The organism is Chryseobacterium sp. JAH (assembly GCF_001507335.1).
GTDB lineage: Bacteria > Bacteroidota > Bacteroidia > Flavobacteriales > Weeksellaceae > Chryseobacterium.
This window is the reverse complement of sequence record NZ_LMAH01000001.1, coordinates 89819-108540: the sequence shown is the minus strand read 5'-3', so window position 1 is coordinate 108540 and position 18722 is coordinate 89819. Positions and strand designations below refer to the sequence as shown.

At 34.6% G+C, this 18722-nt stretch carries 19 protein-coding genes; 12 read left to right on the top strand and 7 right to left on the bottom strand.

Annotated elements, in window-relative coordinates; genetic code table 11:
* Window positions 1–46 precede the first annotated feature (46 nt).
* From AR685_RS00520 to AR685_RS00510, 3 genes are all read left to right on the top strand, one after another.
* A complete protein-coding gene (locus AR685_RS00520; protein ID WP_059123410.1) occupies window positions 47–1231 on the top strand; it encodes an MFS transporter in 1185 nt (394 codons plus the stop codon).
* A 22-nt stretch (window positions 1232–1253) separates the two neighbouring features.
* Window positions 1254–1994 (top strand): NUDIX hydrolase, encoded by a 741-nt coding sequence (locus tag AR685_RS00515; RefSeq protein ID WP_059123409.1) that lies wholly within the window; start codon window positions 1254–1256, stop codon window positions 1992–1994.
* A gap of 70 nt (window positions 1995–2064) precedes the next feature.
* Window positions 2065–3243, top strand: coding sequence for an acyl-CoA dehydrogenase family protein (locus AR685_RS00510; RefSeq protein ID WP_059123408.1), 1179 nt, complete (start codon window positions 2065–2067; stop codon window positions 3241–3243).
* 71 nt (window positions 3244–3314) lie between these two features.
* On the opposite strand, the gene AR685_RS00505 is transcribed toward AR685_RS00510, so the two are convergent.
* The 4 genes from AR685_RS00505 to rsmG all read right to left on the bottom strand — a co-directional run bounded on the left by AR685_RS00505 (window position 3315) and on the right by rsmG (window position 7652).
* Window positions 3315–6014 (bottom strand): PD-(D/E)XK nuclease family protein, encoded by a 2700-nt coding sequence (locus tag AR685_RS00505; protein ID WP_059123407.1) that lies wholly within the window; start codon window positions 6012–6014, stop codon window positions 3315–3317.
* On the bottom strand, window positions 6011–6547 hold the full coding sequence (locus AR685_RS00500) for a DUF922 domain-containing protein (RefSeq protein WP_059123406.1): 537 nt from the start codon (window positions 6545–6547) through the stop codon (window positions 6011–6013). Before AR685_RS00500 ends, AR685_RS00505 begins: the two co-directional genes overlap by 4 nt.
* Entirely contained in the window at window positions 6547–6951 is a 405-nt protein-coding gene (locus AR685_RS00495) for a hypothetical protein (protein WP_047443910.1), read from the bottom strand. Before AR685_RS00495 ends, AR685_RS00500 begins: the two co-directional genes overlap by 1 nt.
* A gap of 65 nt (window positions 6952–7016) precedes the next feature.
* The gene (rsmG, locus tag AR685_RS00490) at window positions 7017–7652 is read right to left on the bottom strand and encodes a 16S rRNA (guanine(527)-N(7))-methyltransferase RsmG (protein WP_059123405.1); all 636 of its coding nucleotides are present in this window, start codon (window positions 7650–7652) and stop codon (window positions 7017–7019) included.
* Window positions 7653–7825: 173 nt separating this feature from the next.
* On the opposite strand from rsmG, the gene AR685_RS00485 reads away from it, so the two are divergent.
* The 4 genes from AR685_RS00485 to AR685_RS00470 all read left to right on the top strand — a co-directional run bounded on the left by AR685_RS00485 (window position 7826) and on the right by AR685_RS00470 (window position 10626).
* The gene (locus AR685_RS00485; protein WP_059123404.1) at window positions 7826–9019 is read left to right on the top strand and encodes a pyridoxal phosphate-dependent aminotransferase; all 1194 of its coding nucleotides are present in this window, start codon (window positions 7826–7828) and stop codon (window positions 9017–9019) included.
* Window positions 9020–9267: 248 nt separating this feature from the next.
* Window positions 9268–9900 carry a peroxiredoxin gene (locus AR685_RS00480; protein ID WP_047443907.1) on the top strand — a complete coding sequence of 211 codons (633 nt, stop codon included), beginning with the start codon at window positions 9268–9270 and terminating at the stop codon, window positions 9898–9900.
* A gap of 124 nt (window positions 9901–10024) precedes the next feature.
* The gene (locus AR685_RS00475; RefSeq protein ID WP_047443906.1) at window positions 10025–10333 is read left to right on the top strand and encodes a thioredoxin family protein; all 309 of its coding nucleotides are present in this window, start codon (window positions 10025–10027) and stop codon (window positions 10331–10333) included.
* Between the two features lie 44 nt (window positions 10334–10377).
* Complete coding sequence (locus AR685_RS00470; RefSeq protein ID WP_027375263.1) at window positions 10378–10626, top strand: DUF6952 family protein; 249 nt, start codon at window positions 10378–10380, stop codon at window positions 10624–10626.
* Between the two features lie 122 nt (window positions 10627–10748).
* Here the strand turns inward: AR685_RS00470 and AR685_RS00465 are convergent, their stop codons facing one another.
* From AR685_RS00465 to AR685_RS00455, 3 genes are all read right to left on the bottom strand, one after another.
* Window positions 10749–11435: a Bax inhibitor-1 family protein gene (locus AR685_RS00465; protein ID WP_059123403.1), complete on the bottom strand. Its 687-nt coding sequence runs from the start codon at window positions 11433–11435 to the stop codon at window positions 10749–10751.
* 25 nt (window positions 11436–11460) lie between these two features.
* Window positions 11461–11919, bottom strand: coding sequence for a hypothetical protein (locus tag AR685_RS00460; RefSeq protein WP_047443903.1), 459 nt, complete (start codon window positions 11917–11919; stop codon window positions 11461–11463).
* Between the two features lie 123 nt (window positions 11920–12042).
* Window positions 12043–13077 (bottom strand): acyl-CoA reductase, encoded by a 1035-nt coding sequence (locus AR685_RS00455; RefSeq protein ID WP_059123402.1) that lies wholly within the window; start codon window positions 13075–13077, stop codon window positions 12043–12045.
* A gap of 59 nt (window positions 13078–13136) precedes the next feature.
* On the opposite strand from AR685_RS00455, the gene AR685_RS00450 reads away from it, so the two are divergent.
* The 5 genes from AR685_RS00450 to AR685_RS00430 all read left to right on the top strand — a co-directional run bounded on the left by AR685_RS00450 (window position 13137) and on the right by AR685_RS00430 (window position 18696).
* Complete coding sequence (locus AR685_RS00450) at window positions 13137–13487, top strand: 4Fe-4S binding protein (RefSeq protein ID WP_047443901.1); 351 nt, start codon at window positions 13137–13139, stop codon at window positions 13485–13487.
* 114 nt (window positions 13488–13601) lie between these two features.
* Window positions 13602–14666 carry a 3-phosphoserine/phosphohydroxythreonine transaminase gene (gene serC / locus AR685_RS00445; protein ID WP_047443900.1) on the top strand — a complete coding sequence of 355 codons (1065 nt, stop codon included), beginning with the start codon at window positions 13602–13604 and terminating at the stop codon, window positions 14664–14666.
* A 114-nt stretch (window positions 14667–14780) separates the two neighbouring features.
* Window positions 14781–15740 (top strand): D-2-hydroxyacid dehydrogenase, encoded by a 960-nt coding sequence (locus tag AR685_RS00440; RefSeq protein WP_059123401.1) that lies wholly within the window; start codon window positions 14781–14783, stop codon window positions 15738–15740.
* A 7-nt stretch (window positions 15741–15747) separates the two neighbouring features.
* Window positions 15748–16989, top strand: a complete 1242-nt coding sequence (locus AR685_RS00435) for a DUF1015 domain-containing protein (protein WP_059123759.1) — start codon at window positions 15748–15750, stop codon at window positions 16987–16989.
* A gap of 309 nt (window positions 16990–17298) precedes the next feature.
* A complete protein-coding gene (locus tag AR685_RS00430; RefSeq protein ID WP_052187850.1) occupies window positions 17299–18696 on the top strand; it encodes a M28 family peptidase in 1398 nt (465 codons plus the stop codon).
* Window positions 18697–18722: the final 26 nt, after the last annotated feature.

The following is an 18722-nucleotide window of genomic DNA, read 5'->3' as shown; positions in this document are numbered from 1 at the left end:
AATAATTAGTTAATATTAATTAAAAAACATTAAAAACAATCCCCAAATGAGCGACAAGCAACCTAATATTTCTCATCCATTGAAGCTAACCTTCCTTATTTTTTCAATGGTTTTGAATTGTATGGGTATTGTAATACTGCAGCTTTCAGAGCAAAATATCACCTATGACAAACTGGGGTTTTTAGAATCTTTCAAAGATATACCTGTGGCTGTTTTCTCACTTTTCGCAGTTAATTTTATAAGCCGATTCGGGACAAAAAAGTCATTGATATTTGCGTTAATGTTGGTAGGTACTTGCTCTTTATTTTTACCTTTTGTTGAAGTATTTTGGTTTTTCAAATTGTGGTTTGCTATTATCGGGACTTGTTTTGCAATCGGAAAAATATGCGTTTATAGTATTATCCGAAATAATATGAGCGGAGAAAAATCTTTAGCGAAAACCATGAACAGCGTAGAAGCTTCGTTTATGATTGGTATTTTTGTTGTCAACACAGGTTTTGGATGGTTGATTTCCAGTCAGTTCGGCGAATATTGGAAATTCGGATTTATATCAATTTCCCTCATTTCATTTTTCACTGTTTATCTTTTTATGAAAGCGGATATCATTGAACCACAAAATAAAGACACAAAAGTTCTTCCTGACTTATCAGGATTTGGAAAACTTCCGATCATTCTATTTTTTGCCGTAAGCTTTTTCATTATCTTTATCGAACAGAGCTTTAATTCCTGGCTGCCTTCATTTTACAAAGTTCATTTGAAAGTCAATTCTTTTTTTGCACTTCAAGCCTCCTCTTTCCTGGCTCTTTTTTCATATACAGGAAGAACAATCACTTCAAAAATTATACACCGGTTTTCATTATCAAGATATTTCATGATGTGTTTGTTCATGATCATTTCTTTGCTATTAATTATCTCAGTCATTCAGTTCAGTTTTACAGAAAATTCTAAGATATTATTATTCCTTTTTCCCATCATTGGTCTGTTTCTCGCACCTCTCTATCCGGTGATTAACTCAAAGATGATTGCGAAAATAAGTAAAGATAAAATCAATACATTTACCTCTTTAATTGTAATTGTCTCTTCAGTCAGTAGTTCTATCAACTCGATCTCAATTTCATTATTATTTAAAAATCAGATACTTACCTATTATTCACTGTACATATTGGGGGCAGTAATACTCGTGTCTGTTTTAGCATATTCTTATTTTAAGATTAGCATGAATAAAATTTAAAAAATAATTTTATTTTTACTGCATGAAAACTGACCATAATAGAAACATTGAAACTCTTAAAGAACTTGTAGAGAGCAAAGACTTTATTCCCAATCTATCCGTAGACTGTACGATATTTGGTTTTCATGATAACATTCTGAAAGTTTTGCTGCTTAAGTATCATGATCTCGATTTATGGTCGCTTCCCGGCGGTTTTGTTTTTATAGATGAAGATCTCAGAGAAGCTGCAGATAGAGTTTTATATGAACGAACGCATCTTAAAGGATTATTTTTGGAGCAGTTTCATACGTTTGGAAGGTTGGATCGTACAGAAAATAATGTCCACCGAACATTGATACAAAATAAAGGACTTGACGTTCCCAAAGATCATTGGATTTTACAGCGTTTTATTACCGTGGGCTACTGCAGCCTGATAGATTTTTCTTTAACCAACACTTTTCCTGATGCATTTAACGAAACCTGCGCTTGGTTTGAAGTGAGCAAACTTCCAGCTATGGCCTTTGATCACGACAGAGTAATTGCTGAAGGCTTGGAATATTTGCGTAAAAACATTGATACTCAAGTAGCTGCAAGCAATCTTTTGCCGGAGAAATTCACAATGAAAGATCTGCAATCACTGTACGAAACGATTTTGGGTGAAAAATTCAGACGAAATAATTTCCAACGCAAAATACTGAGTATGAATTCATTAGAAAGAATGGAGAAACTATTCGATGGTTCAGCTAATAAGGCACCTTTCCTTTACAAATTTATCAAAAAGTAGTTTTTATATTTTTCTTAAAAAATTTTCGCAGACCAAGTGAAAAGTATTATTTTTAGGAAAATTAAATTACATGTCATATTATCCTCTTACAAGCATTCCCGATTATTTTGGAATTGATGCTTTACTTACCGAAGAACATAAGCTTATCCGTCAGTCTGTAAGAGATTGGGTTGAAAGCTTTGTCATGCCGAATATCGATCAGGCTGCCCAAGATCACACAGATTTACCTGGTTTAATGAAAGAATTGGGAAAGATAGGTGCTTTGGGACCTTACATTCCGGAGGAATATGGCGGTTCCGGCCTTGATCAGATTTCTTATGGTTTGATTATGCAGGAATTGGAAAGAGGAGATTCAGCGGTTCGCTCTGCCGCATCTGTTCAAAGTTCATTAGTGATGTTTCCTATAAACGAATTTGGTTCTGAGGAGCAGAAAAGAAAATACTTGCCCAAATTAGCTACCGGCGAAATGATCGGCTCATTCGGGTTAACTGAGCCTAATCATGGATCAGACCCCAGCTCTATGGAGTCTCAATTCAAAGATATGGGAGATCATTATCTTTTAAATGGTGCTAAAATGTGGATTACCAACTCGCCTCTATGCGATATTGCTGTGATTTGGGCTAAAAATGAAGACGGAAAAGTACAGGGATTGATTGTGGAAAGAGGTATGGAAGGTTTTACAACTCCTGAAACTCATAACAAATGGAGTTTAAGAGCTTCGAAAACCGGGGAATTAGTTTTTAATAATGTGAAAGTTCCTAAAGAAAATCTACTGCCGGGTGTTACAGGATTAAAAGGTCCTTTATCTTGTTTAAATTCTGCAAGATATGGTATTTCATGGGGAGTTATCGGAGCTGCAATTGACTGTTATTGTACCGCAGTTCAGTATTCTAAAGAAAGAAAACAGTTCGGGAAACCAATCGGAGCGTTTCAGCTGCAGCAGAAGAAATTAGCTGAGTTTCTAACTGAAATTACTAAAGCTCAGTTACTTTGCTTACAATTAGGAATGTTGAAAAATGACCATAAAGCAACGCCTGCTCAAATTTCTATGGCTAAAAGAAATAATGTAAAAATGGCCATTGACATAGCCAGAGAATCTCGTCAGATTCTTGGCGGAATGGGAATCATGGGTGAATTCCCAATGATGAGACATGCTGCGAATCTAGAATCAGTGATTACGTATGAAGGCACTCATGATGTTCATTTACTCATTACAGGCTTAGATATCACAGGCTTTAATGCTTTTTAAATAAAAAAAGTCCGGTAAAAACCGGACTTTTTTTTAATGATTAGTATCTGTTGTTCGGACGGTAATCCTTTTTAGTAATTATAAACTTTTGTTCTCTCAACAAAACTAATATCACGATTCAGAATTTCCATAATAAGGCTCTTTACAGACTGCATCGCATCATCAAGATTTCCTTCAGCAAATTCAAGAGAAGTGACTCCTTTCTTCGCATCTGCAAAACTCCAGATTCCCGTCTCAATCGGGAAACCCCAAAATTCTGGTAAATTCTGTACAACATACTGATAAATACATAGCTGTAACGCCTGTTTACGGTCATCTCGATGAAAATAATGATCCCTATTTTCAGAATCTATTTTTACACTTAAATTTTTGATTTTTGCCGTCTTGTAATCAATAATACGTACAGTTCCATTTAGTCGGTCAATCCTGTCAATAAACCCAAAGAAAGAAACTTTGTCCTTTTTAGTTTCATCAAGATAAAAATCAATATTCTCAAAACGTCTTTCAATATCGATAATTTCCAAAGCATGTCCCTGCTTTATCAACTCCAAATCATGATTCAGAATATTCTCAATTACTTTTCTAGCAATTGCTTTGTGAATAAAATTCATTCCTTTATTATAAAATTCAGGCTGATGTTTGAGCTTCTCAATGGCAATATTGATATATTCATCTATCTGATGAATTGAACTTTCTAAATCTTTTATTTTTAATACTCTACCCTTGATAACTTCATAGATTTCTTGAAGCGTATAATGTACAAGATTTCCATAATTCCTTATGGATAGTTCCTCCTCAATTTCATCAGTTTCTGAAGTATTTAAAATTTTCGACAGGTAAAAATCAATAGGACTATAAAGATAACTTGTGAGATGCGAAGCAGAAACTTTTGCTTTCCATTTTTCAAGTTGCTCCATTACAATGTCAGTTTTCTGTATTTCGATAGGCTGACTTGAAATGGGGTCAGAAGTATTTTCAACAATTAAATGCTCAATGACATGATTACTTTCCATCTCAATTTGTGTAATGAAACGGCTTTTTTCCCCTGTGTTGACACCAGAACTTAAAGCGTTGAACATTAAGTGAACATTTTTTGCATCTTGAATCAATCTGTAAAAGTGATAGGCGTAAATACTGTCGTTTTCAAGAAAAGTATGGAGGTCAAAATGTCTCCTTATATCAAAAGGAATATAGGTGTTCTGGGAATTCCCAAGTGGCAGCTTACCCTCATTCACTGAAAGTAAAATTACATTTTCAAAATTGAGTAATCTGGTTTCTAAGAGTCCCATAACCTGCAGTCCCTTCAATGGCTCTCCTTGAAAATCAATACTTTCTGAATTGATATGATGATTAAGCAAAACCTCTAGAGTATCCATTGTTATTTCAAAGTTATATGGAGTAATTTGATTTTTTATAATCCTAAATGAATTCTCGAAGTGCGATACGTTTTCATACTGTATATCATCAAGTTCTGTCCATTTTATTTTCTGGCAGAATTCAATGAGCAAGTCTAAAAACTGATATCCCGAATCGGCTTTTTGAAGAAGATTGAAATAAGACAGCGCGCTGAGTAATTCAGATAGCAGACCCGAGGGAATGTAGACTATATTTCTTTCTTCGATTTTAGATTTAAAATTATTTACCAACTTCTCATCATCACCCGTTTTGGGCAGTTCTTCCAGAATGGGAAAAACATCTCTGTAATAATATGACGATTTATTTTTCTCCAATTGTTTCTGTAGATAAAAAAGCTGCTTAACCGCATTGGAGAACGATAAATTTTTCAACGGAAACCCCATCGTTATATTGAGATTTTCAACGTCATGCATTACATCTAGACTCGCAGGCAGAAGATTTTCATCCAATAAAACCACAGCTGTATTGGTGAAGGTTTTATTGTCGATATCTTTAAATAAATCGGGAAGAACTTTAGTTTGCGTTACATTTCCTGAAACTTCATAGATTTTTATGTTCTTAGGCTGATTGAAGTCATTTTCGATCCAGCTGAATGCTCTGCTGTCATTAAATTCTTTCCATAATCTATGCCTTCTAAGAAATTTTCCTGCCTCCTGTCTTTCATCATCAAAATAATAATGATCTGCCTGAAAAAAGCATTGTGCTTTATTCCACTGCAAAAGATTTCTTACCAATTTTTCCTCAACCGGAGTAAAGGCATTGAATCCGCAGAACACATATTTTTCATCTGTATTTTTTGCAAAATCTGTGATTTTTTCTTTAGCCAACTCATGAATCATTCCCGGAGTTGCCCAGTTCTTTTCCTTTAATGACTGCTTCAAAACCGGCAGAAAAACATTCATATTTCTCCAGAAATTCAGGAACTTCTTTCTCGGGATTTCTTCATCGTCACCCAAATCCTGCGCCCATTCTTTAATACGCTCTTCATCAAACATATACTGCAGAACTGCAGCATCACTTTCTGTGAATTTTAAAATATCATCCCAGTCTTTCTGTAGCGTTGGAAACCACTTTAGAAAGTCTGCAAAATTATCTTTGGGAGTAAGGTTTAAACTTTTATATACGTCGAATGCAAAAAGCCATAGTGAAATCCCCTGAATAGACTGTTGATCGACAACGGCGCCAATCAATTCTTCAATGGTATAAAAGTTAGGGAGAAATCCTGAATAATGATGTTCTTCTAAAATCTGCCTGATAAAAACAATCGGTCGTTTACCAGGTAAAACGATATTGAACTGTGACAAATCTGTATTTTGCGCCAGCAATTCGTCTATGATTTTGTTAAGAAATTTCAAGGTTTTCTGAAGTTTTTTAGTTGTTCAAGCTCTTTGCTGATCAGTGTATCGTATTCGGCTTGCTTTTCTTTGTTCATGCCGTGTTCTGTTACGCCATCGTATAAAGCCTGAAAATTTTTATAATCTTTAATAATCCTATTATAAATGGTCTGAAAATATTTATCGTAATCGCCTGTCGTTTTTATTTTGTCAACGGTTTCTTTTCTGATTTTTCTTGCAAATATTTCTGCAATATCAAAATGCTTCTGTTCATGGTTCAAGACATAATCATTGATTCGTTTTTCGTCTTTCCAGGATTTATCTTCGTTGAAAATTGTTTCTATACTGACCTTTGCGATGCCTTTCGGATTAGATGATTTAGTGACAGAGTACACCCAACCACAATGCGTGTATGCTACAATATCTTTGCCGCGCTGATTATTAATTTTACTTTTGAAATTACTCCAAACCAACTTACTGCCTTCCTTCCACTCTATCCGCTGACTCCTTAAGAAACTGGAAATCAAAATAAAAACTAACAATATTCCTTTCATTATTCTACTACAATTGTTTTGGTGATCCAATTATTATCACCTTTCCAAAATTTAAAAGTATAAGTACCTACCTTCTGCGGGCTGAAATTAAATTGATTTGCTGATTTATGAATAGTCTGAGAGCACAATCCGTTCGTTTTAAACTGATAGGCAGTAACATCTCTGCCAAAATCCCCGTTATGAATATAATCATACCCATAAAATCCCTGACATCCTGATGCGTAACTGGAGTACGTTCTAATGCTCTGCACAGAAAAAACATCCATCGTATCATTCACCACTGCAACGCTGTCAATTTTGACTTTTTCAACGGACTGTATCGTTTCGTAATCATCATCTTTACAGGATACAAGTGAAATTCCTGTAACAATTACAGCAAAACTTATATTTAGAAATGATTTCATAGTATTGTAATGATTTATTATTATTAAACGTAATTTATCGCAATTTATTCCTTCCGGATACTAAATTACGAATTAAAATTACCTTTTGATAAATAAACCACTTTCTTGGTATCAAAAAATTCTTCTTCAAAATAATTTTTAAGGTTAAAAAGCTCGCATCTTAATCCAGCAAGCTCTTCAGCAAGATCACCTCCTTTCAAGTAAAGAACTCCGTTATGCTTATTATTGAACTGTTCTTTTTCAAATTTCCCCTTCAGCCACCTTAAAAATTCAGGCATCTGCGTAACGGCACGACTCACTACAAAATGAAATTTTTCTTTCACCTTTTCAGCTCTACCGTGAATTGCAGTTACATTTGTTAACCCAACGCCTTCTGCTACTGCATTTACGACTGTAATTTTCTTTCCAATAGAATCAATCAAAGTAAATTTAGTTTCAGGAAAAAGAATCGCCAGGGGAATTCCAGGAAAACCACCGCCGGTTCCAATATCTAATACTTTAGTTCCTGGAGCAAATTCCATAATTTTGGCAACACCTAAAGAATGAAGAATATGCTTCTCATAAAGTGATTCCATATCTTTTCTGGAAATCACGTTGATTTTCTCATTCCATTCACCATAAAGGCTTTCTAATTTTGCAAATTGCTCGATCTGTTTTTCGGAAAGCTCCGGGAAATATTTTTGGATTAACGCTACTGACATACGATTGAATATAAAAAGCAAAAATAAGTTTTATTTCATATTTTGTTCTGTTTTTTGAAGCGAATATGTCAAATTAATCAATTTTTCAAGCTGATTTTTTTTAAAAATATGAACTGACATTTCATTAACATTTAGTTTTTATATATATTTGTTATAAACGACAACAAGAATACATGAATAAACTTTCAGACAGAGTAAACAGACTAGGATACTCTCAGACTTTCGTAATGTCAAATAAAGCCAGAGAAATGAAGGCTAATGGGATTGACGTCATTTCTTTAACTTTGGGCGAACCGGATTTTGATGTTCCGGACAATATCAAGCAGGCCGCGTTTGATGCAATCAACGAAAACTACAGCCACTACTCGCCTGTCCCGGGATTTTTGGAACTTCGCCAGGCAATTTCAGATAAATTAAAAAGAGACAATCAGTTAGATTATAAACCGACACAAATTTGTGTCTCAAACGGTGCAAAACAGGCAATCATTAATGTTTTGGCAGCGATCATCAATGATGGTGATGAAGTCATTCTTCCGACTCCTTATTGGGTAAGCTATGATGAGATGGTAAAGATGATGGGAGGAGAATCTGTAATGCTTCCCACTTCATATGTTACTGATTTTAAAATAACTGCAGAACAGCTGGAAGAAGCCATTAATGAAAAAACAAAAGCTATTCTTTTCAGTTCGCCATGTAATCCCTCAGGTGGATATTACACATTTGATGAATTAAAATCTCTGGCAAAAGTTATTGCTAAATACCCTCATGTAACGGTAATTTCTGATGAGATTTACGAATACATCAATTACGAAACAAAAACCACCTCTATTGCTCAATTTCCTGAAGTGTACGAGCAAACCGCAGTAATCAACGGAATGTCTAAAGCTTTCGCAATGACAGGTTGGAGAATCGGCTACTCTGCTTGCCCGGATTGGTTGGCAAAAGCGTGCGAAAAAGTTCAGGGACAAATGACAAGTGGTGCAAACACAGTTGCTCAAAGAGCTTCGATTGTCGCTTTAAAAACAGATCCATCGGAATACAAATATATGATTGACGCTTTTGAGCAGAGAAGAAACGTAATGTTTGACTTAATGAAAGAGATTCCAGGATTTAAAGTTCTTTTACCAAAAGCAGCATTCTATTTCTTCCCGGATATTTCTTACTACATTGGAAAGACTTTGAACGGAACCGAAATAAAAGATGCAGATGACTTTGCCATGTTCCTGTTAGAGCACGCACACGTAGGTTGTGTTGGCGGAGTTTCTTTCGGAAGTCCAGAATGTATTAGATTCTCTTATGCGGCTTCTGAAGAAGAATTAAGAGAAGCCATGAGAAGAATAAAAGACGTTTTAGAAAAAGCGGTTTAAAATTCAAATATTTTTAAAATATAATTTCAGATTTAGGTTAAACTTAAATCTGATTTTTTTTAATAGATAAAAACTTTTTCTAAATATAAAATAAAATTATAACATACTGTAATCTATGTATTTCATAATTTTATTTAGAAATACCCCTAGAAAACAATTATAGATTTTATTTATCAGATATGTGTTTTTCAATAGATAAAACAATGTATATTTGCATCGTTAAATTAATCAAAAAAAATTAGAAAATTATGTCTTTAGTAGGTAAAAAATTTCCAAACGTAACGATTGACGCAATGTCTGAAATGGGTGATGATCTTAGAATCAACATCTTTGAAGAAACTACAAAAAACCAACAAAAAGTGATTTTATTCTGGTACCCAAAAGATTTTACTTTTGTTTGCCCGACTGAGCTTCACGCTTTCCAAGAGGCTTTAGGTGAATTCGAAAAGAGAAACACTAAAGTAATCGGTGCTTCTTGCGATACAAACGAAGTACACTTTGCTTGGTTAAATGTTTCTAAAGACAATGGTGGTATTGAAGGAGTTACTTATCCGCTTTTAGCTGACACTCACAGACAATTGGCAAATTTATTAGATATTGTTGATCAGGATCTTGAATTTGACGAAGAAGGAAATGAGTATTTCACAGGTTCAAATGTAACTTACAGAGCAACATATTTAATTGACGAAACTGGAAAAGTATTCCACGAGTCTGTAAATGATATGCCGTTGGGAAGAAATGTGAAAGAATATTTAAGATTAATTGATGCTTACACGCACGTTCAGAAGCACGGTGAAGTTTGTCCTGCAAACTGGGAAGAAGGAAAAGATGCGATGAAAGCTGACAGAACTTCTACTGCTGAATACTTAGCAAAGAACTAAGATAATGTGTTAATTTGAAAATGGGATAATTTTAAAATTAGTCACATGATTAGTTGAAAATTATCTCATTTTCTATTAAATAGCATTTCATATTAATATATTTCCAAACTTTCAAATTAAAATTATGTATACAGAATTGACAGAAGATACACTTCAAAATATTGTAAGTGACAATGAAAAAGTGGTTGTACAGTACGGAGCAACATGGTGTGGGAACTGCAGAATCATGAAACCAAAATTCAAAAAATTAGCTTCAGAAAATGACACAATTCCATTTTTATATGTAGATGCAGAAAAACTTCCTGAAAGCAGAAAATTAGCTAAAGTTGATAACTTACCTACGTTTGCTATTTTCAAAAATGGTGAATTGGTGAATCAGGTTCAGTCTAATCAGGCAGAAAGTTTAATTAATTTATTCAACGAATTATCGTAATACATTGGCGTTAAAGCGAATTTTTATACATTAAAAAATCACACATGAAATTACCAGTAATCAGACAGTTTTACCAAAACCAAACTCCTGAGAATCTTGAAAAAACTTTAGAAGTTTTGGAAAGTTTCAGCGAATTCAGAGGAACTAGCGAAGAAGATTTAAATGTTGCCGGAGAGTTGATTACCAATATCTGCGGAGCTTTAGAAGTTCACGCCAATGTACAAAACGGCATGAGCGAGAAAGATGCTTTGAATTCATTTGCTCAAAAGGTGTTAGGATCAATTGACAAATAACATTCAAAGTCAGCTAAGATTCAAAACTAAATATTTAAGAATTTTTATTCTTAAAACTAAAAATCCCGATGAAATAACATCAGGATTTTTTTTATAACTGTTAAAAAAACTCACGTTCTGAATTAACTTCTTCTGCTCATCAAAATTCTTAGGATATACCAGAACAGTAGCATTATTGAAGCAAATAGCTGCAAAGAAGCTCCCACATATTGGTTGGTTGCGTATGAATCTTTCAGCTTACTGGTCTGATACAAGATTGTTGCCGAAGCTAAAATAACCATCCCAACAGAGAACCAAAGTCCTAAATTAAAACCGAAAATCATTCCCGCAACAATTAATCCAATAGCAATAAAACCACCGATGGTGATGATGTTTCTAAGAAATGAAAAATCTCTTTTAGAAGTGAAGGCTACTGCAGAAATTCCTGCAAACATAGCAATTGTTAGCGTCGCTGCCTGAAAAATCACATTGTAATCAGAATTAGCTATTGCTATATAGATTAGTGGAAGAAAAATAACAGCTTCCAGCAAAATATAAAACCCTAACCCGAAATACTGTGTCGATTTACTCTGAGACATCGACCATTTTGATGCTAAAAAAGAAGCCAGCCAAAAAACACCCAAAACCAACAACCAAGTGTATTTCTGAGCGAACATTAAACCGATTACTTCAGCAGGCACAACATTAAGTAAAACGGTTTCAACACCAATGAACGCAAGAATTGCAAAAGCAACGTGTAAATAGGTTTTCTTGTAAAAACTTGCCTTTTCAACATCGGTTGAATGCGCAACTAAAACATCTGTCATCATATTATATTTTAATATTTAATAAAATTTATTTTGTTTGTTTATAAGGTTTGATACCCATAATTTTTCCGTTCTCTTCAAAAATAGCGGTAATAATTTCTTTCGGATCAGGTTTTGTCTGATCGTCCGCATATTTATATTGAATCATAGGAAAGTTCTCACCGGTCATGAATGACTGATAACCTGTTTTATAGATTACTATTTTTCTCTTAAAATCAATATCTCTGGAAAGATTCTGATAAACCTTATCAGTCACTTTTGATTTTGTTTTATCAGATATCAGACCTTCCATTGTTTCTTTATCAGATACTTTCAATGCAGTGATAAACTGTTCAAATTTACCGTTGAAAAGCTCTTTCTGTTTTTTATCAAGCTCTAATTTCTGCTCAGTCGTTCGGTTATCTTTTACTATTTCTGCTTTTTTCACCTTTTGAGCAAAGCTTATTTGGAATACGGCAAAAGACAGAATAATTGCTATTTTTTTCATTAAATATTTTTTGGTTGATAAGTAAATTTAGGAATAAAAATTAAGAGACTGCTAATTTTTAACTTCATTTGTTTCAGACCTGTATCAAGTTTTTGTTGAAATTAAGATCTGCGAGATGAAAATTTAGATAACCTCCAAAAACTTCATCGTATCTACATTATCCGCATATGTATCTAAACCTGGATTTTGTGCTTCTCCGAAATAAATTGTATCAAATCCTAACTCATCCTTACCAACTACACATTGAATATTTTCTTCATTCTCATTAATGAAATCCTTTACATCATCCAAAGAAGAATACCTGCTGAAATGAATCACAGACAGCGGGCTAAAAAGCTTCTCATCTTCCTTCAGCATCACAAAATTATTATCCCAGAATTGATCCTGATTCAAGAGATAGACCGCACGGTTATAATCATAATTATTGGCATATTTGTTATGATTGATAATTTCTTTAAAATCAATAAAACTTTCAAAAACTCTGTCAATAACAAAATCATCAGGAATGAAAATCCTTGTCACATTCCTGCAACCCAAACCAAAATACTGGAAAATATCCTGAGCCAGTAGCTTCAGTTCTTCTTCCGTTTCCTCGCCTTTTATCACAGCAACCGACGTTCTATTTTTTCTGATAATACTTAAATGATTTTTAAAATAATACTCTAAGTATCTCGCAGTATTATTACTTCCTGTAGCGATTACAGCATCAAAATCCGTAAGTCTGTCAACAAACTCATATTCAATCTCATTCTCAGAAAATTCTTTCCATTTTTTCAATAAAAAAGGAATCATCTGTTTGTCTTTTGAAGATAATTTTATCAAAGGAATATGATTGCTTAAAACTACTGAAATCACATCGTGCCAACCCACCAGAGGAATATTTCCAGCAAGAATCAACCCCACTTTTTTGATGGTTTTTGATGGTGTATAATTGCTGAGCCAAGGCTTCAAATTATCCTCTGTCAACAAATCCAACCATTGCTTCAAAGCAAATTTTTGATTCTCTATGGTAAACCAAGGATTTTCTATTTCAGACTTTTTAATGACCGATTCAAATTCAAAATCAGTTTCATTAAAATCTTCATTTTTTTTCGCTAAATAGCTCTTTATGTATTCACTTAATTTAATAAGTCCTAAAACTTGTTTTTCGATATTCATAATTACTGTAAAAGTGGGGAATATTTTGTAATTTTGTGCAAATTTAAAAAAAATTAGCGATGGCTATTAAAATAACTGACGAATGCATTAATTGCGGCGCCTGCGAACCAGAATGTCCAAACAATGCAATATATGAAGGAGCAGTTGACTGGAAAGCTTCAGAAGGTACAGAATTGAGCGGTACCGTAACCTTACCTTCGGGTTTAACGGTGGATGCAGATTCTCCGCAGGAACCCGTAAGTGATGATGTATACTTCATTGTTACAGACAAATGTACAGAGTGTAAAGGTTTCCATGAGGAGCCACAATGTGCAGCGGTTTGCCCTGTTGACTGCTGCGTGCCAGATGAAGACCATGTAGAATCTGAAGAAGCACTGCTAAATAAAAAAGCATTTTTACACGGTGAATAAAAATACACCGTCTCATACATCATGAGACGGTTTTTTTTACTTTAAATTTTAATAAATCAATTTAGAAATAGCAGATTAATCAATCAGCAAATCTCAAAAAACAAAAATAAAATTATGAGCAAAAAGCACAATTTCAGCGCAGGACCATGTATTTTACCTCAGGAAGTATTCGAAAAATCGGCGGAAGCTATTTTAGATTTTAACGGAATCGGTTTGTCACTTCTTGAAATTTCGCACAGAAGCAAAGATTTTGTTGCGGTAATGGATGAAGCTCGTGCCATCGTAAAAAGACTGATGAATCTGGGTGATGATTATGAAGTTTTGTATTTGGGAGGTGGCGCAAGCCTGCAGTTTGCAATGGTACCTTACAATCTGATGAAGGTTGGCGGTAAAGCTGCTTATTTAGATACTGGCACTTGGGCTGCAGGAGCTGTGAAGGAAGCTAAAAAAGTAGGAACAGTAGATGTGGTAGGTTCTTCAAAAGAAGAAAACTATTCATTCATTCCTAAAGATTATACAGTAGGTTCAGAATATGATTATTTCCACTGTACTTCAAACAATACAATCTACGGAACTCAGATGAAGTCATTCCCTGAAGTGGATACTTTGATGGTTTGCGATATGAGTTCTGATATTTTCTCAAGACAGTTAGATTTCTCTAAATTTGATTTAATCTACGCCGGAGCTCAGAAAAACATGGGTCCTGCCGGAGTTACTTTAGTGGTGATTAAAAAAGAAATTTTAGGTAAAACAGGTAGAGAAAACATGTTCTCAATCTTAGATTACTCTCAGCACATTTCTAAAGAATCAATGTACAATACGCCACCGGTTTTTCCTGTGTATGCATCGTTATTGACTTTGCAACATTTAGAAAATAACGGTGGAATAGCAGCTGCTGAAGCAAGAAACGAAGCAAAAGCAAAACTTTTATATACGGAAATCGACAGTAATCCATTATTTGAAACATTCTGTGTTGAAGAAGACCGTTCTTTGATGAATGTTTCTTTTAAATTAGTTGACGAAAGCAAAAAAGAAGAATTTGATGCTGCATGGAAAGCCGCAGGAATCAGTGGACTTAACGGCCACAGAAGTTTAGGGGGATACAGAGCAAGTCTCTATAACGCCTTACCTATTGAAAGCGTGCAGGTTTTAGTAGATGTGATGAAGTCAATAAAATAACTTAAATTAGGCAACGAAAAAAAATTAAAAAGATTATAAGATTTCAGGCATGAGATAACAGGCTAAAAAAGTCTGAAATCTGAAGTCTAAGATCAAAATATCTAAAACAATTATATGAAAGTCTTAGCTAACGACGGTATTTCAAAAGCAGGAGAGCTTGCTCTAAAAAAAGCAGGAATCGAAGTACTCGATAACAGAGTTGCGCAGGATCACGTTATTAATTTCATTAATGAAAATAATGTGGATGTTCTTTTGGTGAGAAGTGCCACCAAGGTAAGACAAGATTTGATTGACGCTTGTCCAAACCTGAAAATTGTAGGAAGAGGTGGAATTGGCATGGATAATATTGATGTAGAATATGCCATTGAGAAAGGTTTGTATGTTATAAACACACCCAATGCATCTTCGAGATCAGTAGCTGAGCTGGTTATTGCCCATTTCTTTTCTTTAGCAAGATTCTTGCATGAATCCAACAGATTAATGCCGTTGGAAGGAGATACACATTTCAATGCTTTAAAAAAATCTTTCAACAATGCATATGAACTTTCAGGTAAAACTTTGGGCGTTATTGGATTTGGAAGTATTGGTCAGGAAGTGGTTAAGATGGGAATTTCTTTAGGAATGAAAGTGAAAGTTCTGACAAGAAAACCAAAAACTAAAACCATCAGTTTAAGTTTTTTTGACGGACAGACGGTTGATTTTGAAATTACATCAAGCAACGATACTGATGCTTTCTATAAGGATACAGATTTTATCAGCATCAACACTCCTAAAACCAATGAATATGTGATAGACACTCCAGAATTTGAAAAAATGGAAGATGGTGTATTTATTGTAAATACGGCAAGAGGAGGTGTCCTTAATGAAGTAACTCTTGTAAATTATATCGAATCCGGGAAAGTGGCCGGAGCAGCATTAGATGTTTTTGAAACCGAGCCAACGCCCGAACTGATTTTATTAATGAATCCTAACCTGTCTCTCACACCCCATCTTGGTGGAAACACCATTGACGCACAGGAAAAAATAGGTGTAGAGCTTGCCGAACAGATTATTGAGATTAAAAAGAAACTATAAAAAATATATGCCAGTTTTTAAACCTTTCCGCGGAATTAGACCTCATAAAGATCATGAGGCTACATTTCCTACTCATCCTTTAGATAATTTCACTCAGGCTGAAATTGCAGAAAAAGCGCAAAAAGAAAAAACTTACATCAATATGATCAAACCATACGTTGTAAGTAAATCTAAAGATGTAGACCGGAATTTAAGGAAAATACGTTCAACTTTTGAGGAACTTTTGGATGATAAAACACTCGTTCAAGACAGTTCGTCTTATTATTTGTATGAACAAATTTACCCTAATAAACAGGTTTTCAGAGGCCTTTTAGGCCTTGCGAGTATTGAAGATTTCTGGAACGGAAAAATAAAAAGACACGAAAGTACCATTCCACAGAGGAAAGAGAAATTGGCTCATTATTTAGATAAAGTGAACCTTCAGGCAGAACCTGTCTTATTGACTTATCCATCCAATTCAAAGATTGAATTATTGATGAATCATGAGGAGAAAAACGTTCCTATCTTCAATCATGTAGATACTGTAGGCATCAGGCATAAAATATGGAGAATAGATAACCGTCTGAAACTTCAGCAGTTCAAAGAAGTTATCGATCAGATTGATTCTTTCTACATTGCCGACGGCCATCATAGAATTGGTTCTACTGCCCTTCACGCAAAGCGTCTTAAAGACAAAAACAAAAAGCATAACGGAACTGAAGCATATAATTTCGTTTATAGTTTCATCGTTTCTAACCAATCCATAAAAATTCACGATTACAACAGAATTGTGAGCAGTATAGGAGATTTGACGACGGAAGAATTTTTGAAAAGCCTTGAGAAATATTTCTTAATTCACGAAAAGGAAGAGATTCCTTATTATCCGTCGCAGAAATTCCACATTTCTATGTACATCGATGGGAAGTTCTACTCTCTTCACGTGAAGCACGATTTACGTTCCCAGGAGATGTCTTTGGATAATCTAGATCATCATCTTTTAGATAAATATATTATTCAAGATATTCTGAAAATTGAAGATTCAGACAGTTCTGATCAGATTTCTTACGTCAAAGGAAGTTCCAACATCGAAGGCATTAAGCTTTTAAAAGAAAAAGTTGACAACGGTGAAGGAAAAGTAGGTTTTGGAATCTATCCAGTAAGCTTTAATGATATGATCAAAATCTCTGACTTGAAACTTCGTATGCCTCCAAAATGTACATTTATCGAACCAAAATTGGTCACTGCATTGTTGATGTACGACATGAAATAATTGGCTGCTGGTGATTAGCTTATCGTATACTATTCACAGCGAAAGTTTAAATATAATATTTCCTCAAAATTATAAATAGTTTTGAGGATTTTTTTATCGTCACACTTTTATTTAAATTAAAAGCTTCTTGGTTTTTACTCATTGGAGCACCTTCCTTAATCTTTGGAGCACCTTCCTTAATCTTAAAACAATAATTAATCAAAAAATCGGTGCGCTCTTTGCGTTAAAGAAAAGAAGCACAATCTAAATCTACCATACTTACTGAATTTTTCTTTATTTTTATGCACCGAAAAGAAAAAGGTCAGTACAATGAAAAAAATTCTGCTCATCATATTTCCACTCTTTTTGAGTGGATTTATATTTTCTCAAAAAAAGCCCGTTAAAAAGCTGAAGCCGATTCCGAAATTTAATTATATCGATGAGTTTAAGAAAATTTCAGATGAAATAATGACCAACGGAACTGCTTATAATAATCTAAACGAACTTACAAAAGGCGTGGGACCACGTTTCAGCGCAAGTCCTGGTTATGCAAAAGCGGCCGACTGGGCGGAGAAAAACCTCAAAGAAGCCGGTGCAGAAAATATCTGGAGACAGGAAGTTAGAGTTCCTATCTGGATTCGAGGCAGAGAATCTTTACAGATTAAAGCAGGAAATGGTGAGTGGAAAAGCATCCGTATGATGTCTTTTGGGAATTCTGAAGGGACTGGAGGGAAAGATATGATTTATGATCTTCTTCTGGTGAATGATGTTCAGGAATTGGTTAATCTCACGAGCGCACAGGTAAAGGATAAGATCATTTTTGTGAACTACCCTATCGACCAAAAATTAATCAGTACAGTAGATTCTTACCTTATTGCTGCTAAGTCTAAACTACTTTCCGCATCTGTAATCGGTAAAAAAGGAGCAAGAGGTTTAATTATAAGATCGCTTACTACCGCTTCAGACGATATCCCACATGCAAAACAAATCTATTATGAACCGGAGGATAAAATAAAAATTCCAGCAGTAACGATTGGAGTAAAATCTGCTGACGAGTTGGAAAAACTTTTGAAAAAACAAAACGTCAAAGCAAAATTGAATATGACTGCCGAATCAAAAGGTGAAACTATTAATCATAATATCATCGGAGAAATTCCCGGAAAAAAAGATGCTAAGGTGATTGTTTTGGGCGCTCAGCTTGACTCGTGGGATTTTGCGGAAGGTGCTCATGATGACGGCGCCGGCGTAGTTCAGTGTCTGGAAGTTTTACGAACTTTTAAAGCATTAGGCTACGATAATAATCATACGATCAGAGTTGTTTTGTATGCTAACAGTGAAAATGGTGGACAAGGCCGGGAAACGTACGCAGCTCAGGTTAAAAAGAAAGATGAAAAACATATTATCGCTCTGGGTTCAGATTCCGGAGGGTATTCACCTAGAGGTTTCTCCCTTGATATGTCACCCCAGAGACGCCGTTTGGTTTTTCCTTGGAAAGAGTATTTTCTTCCGTATGGCGTTTACGATTTCGACCAGACTTATGCGATTCAGGATATAGCACCATTAAAAAAACTGGATATTCCCTTAATGGAATTGGTAGTCGATACCCAAAGATATTTTGATTATCACCACTCGGAAAAAGATACTTTCGACAAAGTCAACAAAAGAGAATTGCTTTTGGGAGCGGTTGTGATGACGCAGATGGTTTTTATGATTGATAAGAATTGGTAGTTTGGTAAAATGATAAATTTCCGCAA